Origin of the sequence: Arthrobacter sp. MW3 TE3886 (assembly GCF_041262145.1) — a bacterium.
Classification (GTDB): domain Bacteria; phylum Actinomycetota; class Actinomycetes; order Actinomycetales; family Micrococcaceae; genus Arthrobacter.
This window is the reverse complement of the sequence record NZ_JBGCAN010000001.1, coordinates 3,593,986-3,605,678: the sequence shown is the minus strand read 5'-3', so window position 1 is coordinate 3,605,678 and position 11,693 is coordinate 3,593,986. Positions and strand designations below refer to the sequence as shown.

Genomic DNA, 11,693 nt, shown 5'->3' with positions numbered 1-11,693 from the left:
GCAGACGAGGATGAAAGGAAGTCTCATGACTGAGAACCCAGTGCCGGGTGTGTCACCGGAGCCGACACAACAGAACCAGGAACCGGCGGGAGCACAGGAGGGCTCGCCGGAGCAGCCGCATGCCGGCCGCACGCCTGAGGCGGCACCGGGAAATCCGGTATCCGAAAGCCCGGCCGCGGGAAGCCCGGCGCCCGAGAACCCGACCCTCCGGCTGGACCGCACCGAGGACGGCGCACCGCGTCCGGTGTACCAGCAGCACCAGCCGCCCGCCGCGGACACCCAGCAGATAGGCGCCCCGGCCCAGCAAGCAGGCCCCTACGGCGGACCATCGCAGCCCGGCCAAGGCCAGCCCGGCCAACCGCCCTACGGCCAGTCGCAGCAAACCCCGTACGGCCAGTCGCAGCAAGCCCCGTACGGCCAGTCGCAGTACGGCGCCAACCCCTACGGTGCCCACTCCGGCGGCCAGCCGCCGTCGGGCCCGTCCTACCCTTCCGGCCCGGCCTTTGCGAACGACCCGGCACACGCCCCCAAGCGCAAGGCGGCATTCGGCGTTCCCACCCTCGTGGCCAGCATCGTGGCCGCCGGCCTGATCGGCGGCGGCGTGGTGGCCGGCAGCAACGTCCTGCTGGGCGACCGTCTTGCCCCGTCCGCCGCGAGCAACACGAGCCAGGCCGGTCCGGTGATCGTCAACAACAGGGACGACGTCAACGCCATCACCGCCGCCGCCCTCAAGGCTTCCCCGAGTGTTGTGACCATCAAGGCAACCAGCGGCAGCGACGGCGGCACCGGCAGCGGGATCATCCTCGACACCCAGGGCCACGTGCTGACCAACACCCACGTGGTGACACTCGACGGCAAGGCCGCGAACGCTTCCATGGAGGTCCGGACCAGCGACGGCAAGGTCTACTCCGCGAAGATCGTCGGTACCGACCCGCTTTCCGACCTCGCCGTGATCAAGATCGAGAACCCCTCGGGGCTGGTCCCGGCAACGCTCGGTGATTCGGGCAAGCTGAACGTCGGCGACACTGCCGTCGCCATCGGATCGCCGCTGGGACTCACCGGAACAGTCACGGACGGCATCGTCTCAACCCTGAACCGGACCATCAGCGTGGCATCCTCGGCTGCGCCGAAGGACGGTGCGGACAACTCCCAAGGCGGTGACCAGGGCTTCCAGTTCGCACCTCCCGGCGGCGGCGAGACTCCGAACACCGCGGATCAGGGCTCGATCTCGATCAATGTCATTCAGACGGACGCGGCCATCAATCCGGGTAACTCCGGCGGCGCGCTGGTGAACACCAAGGGCGAAATCATCGGCGTCAACGTCGCGATCGCCTCCGCCGGCGGCGACGCGGCCAGCGGAAGCAGCAGCGGCAACATCGGCGTGGGCTTCAGCATCCCCATCAACCATGCCAAGCGCGTGGCCCAGGAGATCATCAGCGCCGGCAAAGCCTCCCACGGGCAGTTCGGCGTCAGCGTGAAGCCCAAGGCCGCCGGCTCGTCCTCCTCCGGGTTCTCGGTGGGCGCGGAGGTCGCGACCGTCGAGTCCGGCTCGGCCGCAGACAAGGCCGGCATCAAGGTCGGCGACGTCGTGACGAAGTTCCAGAACCTGACCATCAGCGATCCCAACCAGCTCACCGCGGCGGTGCGGGAACAGGCCGCCGGGGCCACGGTCAAGGTGACTGTGCTGCGCGGCGGCCAACTCAAGGACGTCGACGTGACGCTCGGCGCCGCAGCTGAGCAGTAGAACTGAGCAGTAACCTGAGCAGTAGGAAGCCAGCGCAGCAGTAAACAGCGCAGCGGCAGACTGCGCAACAGTCAAGAACAGCGCAGTACCGGGCAGGCCGGGCGGCACCGGAAAGGTGCGGCCCGGCCTTTGCCGTCCCGGGCCCGTTCGCTGACACAGACCTTAACCGTGGCCGCGCTGCCCGGCGGCTATATGGTTAGCTAGGAACAGCCCGGCTGCCGGGCGATCCGTGGCCATGACCCCGTCAGGGGCGGCTGTCCACCCGCATGGAAGGCTGCTGTAGACACAGTGGAAGAAACTCTGAAAATCATTGTGCTGGTCAAGCACGTCCCGGATGCGCAGTTCGACCGCCACCTCACCGATGAGGCCAACACGGTGGACCGCTCCGAAAGCATCCTGTCCGAACTGGATGAATACGCCCTGGAAGCGGCGCTGCAGCTGACCGAGGCCCGCGGCGGAGAAGCGGCCGGCAACAAGGTCATCGCACTGAGCATGGGCCCGGCCGGGGCCGTCAATGCTGTGAAGAAGTCCCTCCAGATCGGCGCCACGGAAGGCGTGCACCTCAGCGATGAGGCCTTGGCCGGTTCTGATGCCGCGGCCACGTCGCTGGCGCTGGCCGCCGCGATCCGCCACCTCGGCGCGGATGTCCCCGCGGACCTGATCCTCACAGGGATGTCCTCCACGGACGGGGAGACCTCGCTGGTCCCGGCACAGCTCGCTGAACGGCTGGGTCTCCCGCAGGTAACTTTCGCCGCGTCCCTGGAGCTCGACGCCGGCAAGCTCACCGCCCGCCGCGACGGCGACACCCACGCGGACACCATTGAGGCCGCACTGCCGGCCGTCGTTTCCGTCACCGACCAGATCAATGATCCGCGGTACCCCAACTTCAAGGGCATCATGGCGGCGAAGAAGAAATCCATCACCACCTTGAGCCTTGCCGACATCGGCGTCGACGCTGCCCAGGTGGGCAAGTCCGGTTCCTGGACCGCCGTCGAGACCGCAGAGGCCCGCCCGCCGCGGACGGCCGGCACCATTATCACCGACGAAGGCGACGCCGGCATCCAGCTGGTCGAGTTCCTGGCCGCCCAGAAGCTGCTCTAAAGGGGATTATCCGAATCATGGCAAAAGTACTCGTTTTCATCGACAATCCCGGTGCCGCGCTGAAGAAGTCGAGCCTGGAACTGCTCACGATCGCCCGTTCCCTGGGCGAGACCGTCGCCGCCGTCAACGGCGAACTGCACGACGACGTCGCCTCGACCCTGGCCGCCTACGGCACCCAGGCACTGTACCGCCCGTCTGCCGAGGACCTCGACGACTACCTCGTAGGACCCAAGGCGGCATTCCTGGCCGCGGCCGCCGACGCCGCCGGGGCTGGCGTGGTCCTGGCCGAGAACTCGGCCGAGGGCAAGGAAATCGCCGCCCGGCTCGGCATCAGGCTCGGCGCCGGCGTCATCACAGACGTCGTGGCCGTGGACCCCGACGGAACGGCACACAAGTCCGTGCTGGCCGGGTCCTACACCACCACCGCGAAGGCCACGACGCCCGTTTCCGTGCTGACCGTGAAGCCCAACAGCGTCACGCCCGAGCCCGCGGTCACCGGCACGGCGCCGGAAAGTATCACTGTCCAGGTCCCTGACGTGACCGCGGCCGCCGCCCGGGTCACGGCGCGCACCGAAAAGCCTGCCAGCGGACGCCCCGATCTGTCCGAGGCGCGGATCGTCGTGGCCGGCGGCCGCGGCGTAGACGGAAACTTTGGTCCGCTGGAGGAACTCGCCGACGCCCTCGGCGCGGCCATCGGCGCCTCGCGGGCTGCCACGGACGCCGGCTGGATCGGCCATGACGCGCAGATCGGCCAGACCGGCAAGACCGTCGCGCCGCAGCTCTACATCTCCGCGGGCATTTCCGGAGCCATCCAGCAGAAAGCCGGCATGCAGACCGCCAAGGTGATCGTGGCCGTGAACAAGGACGCCGAATCGCCGGTCTTCGAGATCGCGGACTTCGGCATTGTGGGCGACCTCTTCCAGGTCCTGCCGCAGGCCACCGCCGAAATCAAGAAGCGCAGAGGCTGACCGCATGAGCACCACCGCCATCCCGGCACAAAGCCCGTTCGATCCGGAGACCTCCCGGATCGAGCGGGTGCTTTGTTTCACGGCCCACCCCGACGACATCGATTTCGGCGCCGCCGGCACGGTTGCAGCATGGACCGCCGCCGGCGTCCAGGTCAGCTACTGCATCATGACCGACGGCGATGCCGGCGGCTTTGATCCGGAGCAGCGGGAGGAAATCGTGCGGCTGCGCGTTGCGGAGCAGCAGCGCGCCGCCGCCCTGGTCGGCGTCACGGACATCCATTACCTGCACCAGCGCGACGGCTACCTCGAACCTTCGCATGAGGTGATGCGCGAGGTGGTGCGCCTGATCCGGCAGCTCCGGCCCGACGTCGTGGTGTCCATGCATCCGGAACGCAACTGGAACCGGATCCAGAAGAGCCATCCGGACCACCTGGCCGTGGGGGAGGCCGTGACCCGTGCTGTGTACCCCGCCCTGGAAAACCCGTTTGCGTACCCGGAACTGGCCGAGGCCGGGCTGGAGGCCTACAAATTGCCCTGGCTGTGGCTCTTCGCCGGGCCGGAAGAGCGCGAAAACCACTTCGTGGACGTCACAGAGCATGTGGAGAGCAAACTGGCCGCCATCCACATCCACGTCAGCCAGCATCCCGACGTCGACGCCATGGAGCGCACGGTCCGCGGCCTCATGCTCGGCACCGGGGCCCGCGCCGGACTTCCCGCCGGGCGCAGCGCCGAGGCCTTCCATGTCGTAACAGTTAACGGCCAGGGGACCATCGCCGGCTTCTAGTGTTGCTGCAGCACAACCTCTGCCATAAGCTGGCCTCTGTTTAAATCATATTTATTTGATGGAAGGCAGACTTTGATGGCGAAGACTGCGCAACACCCCGTTCTTGTGATCATGGGCGTCTCCGGATCCGGCAAATCAACTGTCGCGGGACTTCTGGCCGGCAGGCTGGGCTGGGACCTGGCCGAGGGCGATGATCTGCACCCCGAATCAAACGTCGCGAAGATGCACGCAGGACAGCCGCTGACCGACGAGGACCGGTGGCCCTGGCTCGAAAGCATTGCCGACTGGATCAGGGCCCACACCGGGTCCGGGAATCCCGGCGTCGTGACCTGTTCGGCGCTGAAGAAGCGCTACCGGGACATTCTGCGCGGCGAAGGGGTGGTCTTCGTGTTCCTTGAGGGATCACGGGACAAGATCTCCGACCGGCTGGCTTCCCGCCACGGGCACTTCATGCCCCCGGCCCTGCTGGAGTCCCAGTTCGACGCGCTCGAAGCCCCCACAGCGGACGAAAACTTCATTTCCCTGTCCGTCTCCGCAACGCCGGCGGAAGAAGCACAGGAAATCATCACCCGACTTAATCTCGACGCCGCCGACGCCAGGCCCTGAGCCTTCCCGCGTTCCGCCGCGACCAAGGAATTTTTGTGAAATCACTGTTAGCAATGCAGCTTCCGGCTGCCGTTGAGGCCGGGACCGGCGTCAATACCCAACTACTGCTCATTGCGGGCCTGGGCATCGCCCTGCTCGTGGTGCTGATCGCCAAATTCAAGTTCCACCCCTTCCTGGCCCTGATCCTGGGATCCGGATTCGTCGGCCTCGCCGCCGGTGTGGAACCGGCCAAGGTGATCGCCAACTTCGAAGACGGTGTGGGCGGCGTCCTGAAGGAAGTCGGCCTGCTGGTCGCCCTCGGCGCGATGCTGGGCAAACTGCTCGCCGACTCCGGCGGCGCCAACCGGGTGGTCGACACCCTCCTGGCCAAGGCCACCGGAAACAAGCTGGTCTGGTCCATCACCCTGGTCGCCGTGATCATCGGCCTGCCGATGTTCTTCGAGATCGGGCTCGTCCTGCTGCTGCCGGTGATCGTCCTGGTCACGCAGCGCTCGAAGATGCCACTGATGCGCATCGCCATCCCGGCGCTGGCCGGCCTGTCCGTGCTGCACGGGCTGGTGCCGCCGCACCCGGGACCGCTGATCGCGATCAGCGCCGTCAAGGCGGAACTGGGCACCACCCTGGCCCTCGGCATCCTCATCGCCGTGCCCACGGTGATTATCTGCGGCCCGCTCTTCTCGCGTTTGGCGGCCCGCTGGGTGCCGGTGGGCGCCCCCGCCGTCGCCGGCGGCGTCGACACGGTGCATGGCGCGGACATGGAGGGCGTCAAGCGCCCGCCGAACTTCACCGTCACGCTGCTGACCATCCTCTTCCCGGTGGTCCTCATGCTGCTCAGGGCCGTCGTGGACATCATCTGGCCCGACCCCAGGACGGCCCCGGCGATCCGGATGTTCTTCGACTTCGTCGGGCAGCCGCTGGTGGCGATGACCCTGGCCGTCCTGCTGGCCATGGTGACCTTCGGCTACGCCGTGGGCCTGAACGGCGCCAAGATCACGAGCAAGATCGCGGCCAGCCTGGGCCCGATCGCGGGGATCATCCTGATCGTCGGCGCAGGCGGCGGCTTCAAGCAGACGCTGATCGGCGCCGGCGTCGGTGACTCCGTGAAGGCTTGGGCCGAGGGGACCAACATGTCCGTCCTGGTGCTCGGCTTCATCGTGGCCGTTGCCCTGCGCCTGGCGACCGGCTCGGCCACCGTCGCCACAGTGACGGCCGCCGGCATCGTGGCACCGCTGGCCAGTTCGCTGTCGCCGACGCACGCAGCCCTCCTGGCGCTGGCGATCGGTGCGGGCTCGCTGTTCTTTTCGCACGTGAACGACGCCGGGTTCTGGCTCGTCAAGGAGCTGTTCGGACTCACGGTGGGCCAGACGTTCAAGACCTGGTCCGTCATGGAAACGCTGATCTCCGTGGTGAGCTTCGGCCTGGTCATGCTGCTCTCGCTGGTCATTTAGCCGGACAAGACGTCCACCGGACAAGACGTCCACCGGACAGGACGCCCGCCGGACACAACACAGAAGCCGCCCGGGCCTTGAGTCCTTCTACGGAAGGAGCCAAGGCCCGGGCGGCTTTGTGTCTGCGGGCGGCTTTGCCGTGTCCTGCAGGTTGCTAGGCGTCCAGCGGTGCGGCTGCGACGGTCGGCAGGGTAGGTGACGCGGATCCGCCTTCGGGTTCCACGGTGATGCCCAGCGCGGCAGCGGAACCGATGCCCTTGACCACCGCGGGCTTGGACAGGGCTTCAGCGTCCATGAGGCCCTGCGAGACCGGGGCAGAGCCGTCCTTGGGGATCAGCCACATCTGGTAGACCTTGCCCGTGGGCGGAGCGGGGACGCCGTTCATTTTGACGACGGCTGCGTCCTTGGACGGGGAGATCGACACGGTGGCGGTGCCGCCACCGTTGACGTCGACGGTGGCCTGGCGGACGTCGCTGGCCTGCATGACCTGATTCAGCGGATCGTTCTGGTTGGCGACGTACGCGCCGACGCCCACGCCGCCCAGGGCGATCACGGCTGCGGCGGCGACGCCGATGAGCCAGTTCCGCATGCCCTGCGGGCGGCGGCGTTCTTCCCTGCGCTGGCGGGCCGCACCGAGTTCGTCGGTGGCGGGCAGTGCGGAGCTGTCGCGTGCCGGATGCGGCAGCACCGGCGTCGCTTGCGGACCCTTGCCGGGAAGGGGCACTGCGGCGGGGATCCGCGCTGCGGCCTGCTCTGCCGTTTGCGCGGGCAGGGATGACATGATCCGGTCCAGCAGCCCGGCCGGAGGCTCTTCCTCTGCGGTGAAGCTGGTGGCCAGGGTCTCCCGGGCCTGCCGGACACGGTCGTTGAAGGCATCCCGGTCTGCTGCCGGCGCGGAGGCGAGGAACTGCTCGATTGCGGTGCGTTCGGCGTCGTCCACGGCGTTGAGGGCGTAGACCTCGGCGAGGTCCACGACGCGGCCGGACGACAGATCGGTGGCGATCTCGGCGGTGAAGCCGCCGGGGAGGCGGTTGTTGTTCTCAGGTGCGTTCATGTCGGTCAATTCAGCTCACCCCCAAGCAGGTCTTCAGTCGGATGAGTCCATCGCGGATGCGGGACTTGATGGTAGGTACTGCGGCATTCAGCCGCTCGGCCACTTCCCGGTAGGTGAGGCCGCCGTAATATGCCAGCCGGACGGACTCCTGCTGCGTATCGGTCAGCGTCTCCATGCACCGGACCACGGCCTCGGCCTCGAGCCGGCTGCCGACTTCGTCCGAGACGGAATCGTGGTCGATCTCCTGGCTGCTGGCACCGTATCTGGCTTCGCGGTCGGTGGCGGACTGCGAGGACCGGACTTTGTCAACGGCGCGGCGGTGCGAGATGGTCATGAGCCAGGCGAGCGGACTGCCGGCGGCGGGATTGAACTTGGCGGCGTTCTGCCACACCTGCAGGAAGACTTCCTGGGTGGTGTCCTCACTGAGTTCGGTGTCGATCAGGACCCGGCGCGCCATGCCGAAGACGCGCCTGGAGGTAAGGCTGTAAAACTCCGCGAACGCCGTCTGGTCACCCTGGGCAATCAGTGCCAGCAGGCTGCTGAGCCGGCCGTTGATGTCGGCTGAGGTGCCCGCCGGTGCGGCGGCCTCGGGGTTCGGGGCATTCGGAGTTTCCATCACTCCCAAGCATAGGGCGCCTGCAGGCCAACGCGGGCCACTCGGTGCGACATGCTGCGCGAGGCCGGCCCCTGCCGCGCCGGCAGAGGATCTGTCCAGATGTACTGTTCTCACCCGCCGTTCCTCGCTCCCTTCCGTTTCTCCGCATGATGCTTGGTAGACACAATGCCGAGTGGCGGATTTGGTGTCCGCCTTCAGAAGTGATTCGGCGCAGCCCGGCACCTGGATGGGCGCGGTGCGCGGGAATTCTTTCCCGCGGGCTCCCCATGGGGCCGCCGCCGGTCCTGGCGGGCCTCCGCGGCGGACCGCTACAACTTGGCCCCTGCGAACCCGTTCTGGCGCCACGCCTCGTAGACGGCGATGGACGCCGCATTGGCCAGGTTCAGCGAGCGCAGGGCTGGCAGCATCGGAAGGCGGACCCGGGACGTCACCCGGGGACTGTGTTTGACTTCCTCGGGCAAGCCCACGGATTCAGGACCAAACAGGAGGACGTCCCCGGCGCGGTAGCGGATGTCTGTGTACGTGGTCTCGCCGTCAGAGGTGAAGGCAAATACCCGTTCCGGTTCCAGAGCGGCCCACGCCGCGTCGATGTCCGGGTGGACGGTCACGACGGCGAGGTCATGGTAGTCCAGGCCCGCCCGCCGGAGTTTGGCGTCGGAGAAGTCAAAGCCCAGGGGCTCCACCAGATGCAGTTCGGCGCCCGTGATGGCAGCCAGCCTGATGGCGTTTCCCGTATTGCCGGGGATTTCGGGGGTGTGGAAGAGGATGCGGAACACGTTTCCATCCTAGCGAGCCGGCGGCGTCGAACGCGCCGCGGGCCTTCTGTCCCGGGGGCGCAGGGGAGTACTGGGCGGAATCTAGTGCATTCCGCCCAGCAGGCGGGCCAGAACGGGAACGTTGACCGTGTTGGGAGCCGGTCCCGAGCCGAGGAAAAGTTTGAGGCCACGGGCCAGGCCCGCGGCATTGACCACCTCGACAAGGCCCGAGCCTTCCCCGTACCCGCTTCCCTGGCCGCCGGCGCGGCGGTGCCGGTCGATGACCGGTTGATGCAGATTGCCGTCCGTGCTGTGGACAACAATCCAGCCGGTGACATTGAGCTCGGGAAATATGTCCTGCATCCGGCGCACGATGTGGCCCAGTTGGGGCGGGGCAACGGAGCGTCCGCCGTGGGTCAGCGTGCTGCCGTTCCACGCATAGGCGCCCGGCGGCAGGAGCATGGATCCCACGATCGCGAGCCGGTACCCGGCAAGGACGGCGTGGTCGATGTGGCTGTTGTCCGCCGGGGACTGCAGCCCGTTGACGAGGCGCGCCGCCGGGATGGTGGTCAGGATCTGTCTGCTGATGAGCTGCACGGTGCGCATCTCGCGTTGGATCCGGGCTTCGGCACCGAAGATTCCGCGCTTGCGGGGCATGCCGTGGACCTGCTGTCGGGCCACGCTGGCGGGAATCAGCGGCACCGCCGTCCCGCCGTCAAACTGCTCGAACGGCGGAACGTAGACGGGTGGGTCCGCGGCCGTATTCCGCGGCGTGTTCGGCCGTCGCACGTTGGCCGAGGCCCGGCTGCCCGCGGCCGGCGCGTCGAAGTGGGCGCCCTCGTCGCCGGCGGGAGACGCATACGCCCCGCCGGATGCGCTGCCGTAGGAGCGGTCATAGTCCGCGCGGCGCTTGGTGTCGATGAGTGTCTCGTAGGCGAGGGTGACGCGCCGAAACGCGGCAGGATCGCCGCCGTGGTCCGGGTGGGCGGTCCGGGCGGCCTTGCGGTACGCCACTTTGATGTCCTTCTCCGTCGCCGACAAGGGGATCCCGAGGACCTGGTAGTGCGAGCTGCTGCCCTGCGTCAAACAGAGATCCTTTTCATTGATGGTGCCGGCGGTGCGAATGCCGGACCGTTCGTGGGCGTCCGGCGTGCCCAGTTTAACCGGCTGGAAGGATAACGACTGCGTGTACAGGGATGGTTCCCGGCGGCTGGCATAATTGCGCGCATGCTGATCGCCGTCGCCGTCAACCCGCGCGCATCCTTTGGCCGGGCGCGGCACGCCGGGAAGGACGCGGCGGCGCACTTCCGTGCAGCCGGGGCGGAGGTCCTGCTGCTGTGCGCAGACAGCTATGCCGGGCTCGCGCAGGCCGTTAAGGATGTGCTGGAGTCCGGCGTGGATGCCCTCGTGGTGGTGGGCGGCGACGGCATGGTCCACCTCGGGCTCAATGCGATTTCCGGTGCCGGCCGTCAGGTTCCGCTGGGCATCATTCCAACCGGGACGGGCAACGATACGGCCCGGGCGCTGGGCCTGCCGCTGCACAACCTCCCGGCGGCCTGCGAACGGGCGCTGGAGTCTTTGGCCGACGGCGGCCGGATGATCGACGCCGGCAGGATTACCGCTGGAGGATCCTCCCGCTTGTTTGCGGGCGTCGTCTCGGCCGGGTTCGATGCCGCCGTCAATGAGCGGGCCAATGACTGGCATTGGCCGCGCGGCAAGATCCGCTACCAGCTCGCCATGCTTCGGGAACTGGCGTCGTTCCGGGCCATCGATTACACGGTGACGGCCGACGGCGAGCGGTGGCAGCAGGGCGCCATGCTGATTTCCGTCGCCAACGGCCAGTCGATCGGCGGCGGGATGAGGATTGTCCCGGAAGCCGTCCTCGATGACGGCTACCTGGACCTGTTCATTGTCAGCCGGCTGTCCCGGACCGGGCTGCTGGCCGTGTTCCCGAAAGTGTTTGCCGGCAAGCACGTGGGCCACCCCGCCGTGCAGCTTCGCCGGGTCCGCACCGTGGAACTGTCGGCCGGCAACATCATGGCCTACGCCGACGGCGAGCGGATCGGGGCGCTCCCGATGACCATCGAGGTCGTTCCGCGGGCCGTCTGCGTTTTGGCGTAGTGCCCGGCGTCGTCGCTTAACTGCTGGGGACCAGCCGATTGGCCTAGCTGCCCGGCGTAGCGGCCGGCGCGGCCTTGCGCGGGGATAGCCTGTTCAGTGCCAGGGCGCCCACGAGCAGCCCGAAGTCACGCAGAGCGACGTCATAGAAGCCGCCGAGGATGATCAGGTTGATGATGATGCCCAGCAGCCAGGCGGCCACAAGCGCCGATCCGAAACGCGGGCGCAGCGCCACCGCTACACCGGCGGCGATCTCCACCACGCCAACGATGTACATGATCGTCTGGGCCGGCAGCGGGACCACCTGGGTCACCACGGGGGCCAGATACATGGTCCAGTCGGTCAAAAGGTTCGTGAACTTGTCCAGGCCGAACAGGATCGGCGCAACCGTGAAGACGGTCCGCAGTGACAGGAAGGCCTGGCGGTCCTTTGTGAGCTGATGCGTCTGAGTGGCGGGGGCTGGGGAAACTTTCATGGCATTGCTCCTTCTAAAAGTGGA

Annotated in this window: 12 protein-coding genes; 7 read left to right on the top strand and 5 right to left on the bottom strand. The window is 67.6% G+C overall.

All coding sequences use genetic code 11. The features are described 5' to 3' along the window. Positions 1 to 25: 25 nt before the first annotated feature. The 6 genes from ABH915_RS16365 (at position 26) to ABH915_RS16340 (ending at position 6,651) form a co-directional block, all read left to right on the top strand. On the top strand, positions 26 to 1,744 hold the full coding sequence (locus ABH915_RS16365) for a trypsin-like peptidase domain-containing protein (protein WP_370123237.1): 1,719 nt from the start codon (positions 26 to 28) through the stop codon (positions 1,742 to 1,744). 300 nt (positions 1,745 to 2,044) lie between these two features. Further along, on the top strand, positions 2,045 to 2,845 hold the full coding sequence (locus tag ABH915_RS16360) for an electron transfer flavoprotein subunit beta (protein WP_370125025.1): 801 nt from the start codon (positions 2,045 to 2,047) through the stop codon (positions 2,843 to 2,845). Between the two features lie 17 nt (positions 2,846 to 2,862). After that, positions 2,863 to 3,813: an electron transfer flavoprotein subunit alpha/FixB family protein gene (locus ABH915_RS16355; RefSeq protein WP_370123235.1), complete on the top strand. Its 951-nt coding sequence runs from the start codon at positions 2,863 to 2,865 to the stop codon at positions 3,811 to 3,813. 4 nt (positions 3,814 to 3,817) lie between these two features. Next, positions 3,818 to 4,597, top strand: coding sequence for a PIG-L deacetylase family protein (locus tag ABH915_RS16350; protein ID WP_370123233.1), 780 nt, complete (start codon positions 3,818 to 3,820; stop codon positions 4,595 to 4,597). A gap of 75 nt (positions 4,598 to 4,672) precedes the next feature. After that, a complete protein-coding gene (locus tag ABH915_RS16345; protein ID WP_370123230.1) occupies positions 4,673 to 5,203 on the top strand; it encodes a gluconokinase in 531 nt (176 codons plus the stop codon). Between the two features lie 53 nt (positions 5,204 to 5,256). Next, complete coding sequence (locus tag ABH915_RS16340; protein WP_026538400.1) at positions 5,257 to 6,651, top strand: gluconate:H+ symporter; 1,395 nt, start codon at positions 5,257 to 5,259, stop codon at positions 6,649 to 6,651. Positions 6,652 to 6,805: 154 nt separating this feature from the next. On the opposite strand, the gene ABH915_RS16335 is transcribed toward ABH915_RS16340, so the two are convergent. From ABH915_RS16335 to ABH915_RS16320, 4 genes are all read right to left on the bottom strand, one after another. Further along, complete coding sequence (locus ABH915_RS16335) at positions 6,806 to 7,705, bottom strand: anti-sigma factor domain-containing protein (protein WP_370123227.1); 900 nt, start codon at positions 7,703 to 7,705, stop codon at positions 6,806 to 6,808. Positions 7,706 to 7,715: 10 nt separating this feature from the next. Continuing rightward, complete coding sequence (gene sigK, locus ABH915_RS16330) at positions 7,716 to 8,321, bottom strand: ECF RNA polymerase sigma factor SigK (RefSeq protein WP_018775186.1); 606 nt, start codon at positions 8,319 to 8,321, stop codon at positions 7,716 to 7,718. Between the two features lie 308 nt (positions 8,322 to 8,629). After that, positions 8,630 to 9,097 carry a tRNA (cytidine(34)-2'-O)-methyltransferase gene (locus ABH915_RS16325; RefSeq protein WP_026538402.1) on the bottom strand — a complete coding sequence of 156 codons (468 nt, stop codon included), beginning with the start codon at positions 9,095 to 9,097 and terminating at the stop codon, positions 8,630 to 8,632. Positions 9,098 to 9,178: 81 nt separating this feature from the next. Beyond that, a complete protein-coding gene (locus tag ABH915_RS16320) occupies positions 9,179 to 10,162 on the bottom strand; it encodes a J domain-containing protein (protein ID WP_370123222.1) in 984 nt (327 codons plus the stop codon). A 141-nt stretch (positions 10,163 to 10,303) separates the two neighbouring features. On the opposite strand from ABH915_RS16320, the gene ABH915_RS16315 reads away from it, so the two are divergent. Next, positions 10,304 to 11,197 (top strand): diacylglycerol kinase family protein, encoded by an 894-nt coding sequence (locus ABH915_RS16315; protein ID WP_370123219.1) that lies wholly within the window; start codon positions 10,304 to 10,306, stop codon positions 11,195 to 11,197. Positions 11,198 to 11,240: 43 nt separating this feature from the next. On the opposite strand, the gene ABH915_RS16310 is transcribed toward ABH915_RS16315, so the two are convergent. Further along, complete coding sequence (locus ABH915_RS16310; RefSeq protein WP_370123216.1) at positions 11,241 to 11,669, bottom strand: hypothetical protein; 429 nt, start codon at positions 11,667 to 11,669, stop codon at positions 11,241 to 11,243. Positions 11,670 to 11,693 lie beyond the last annotated feature (24 nt).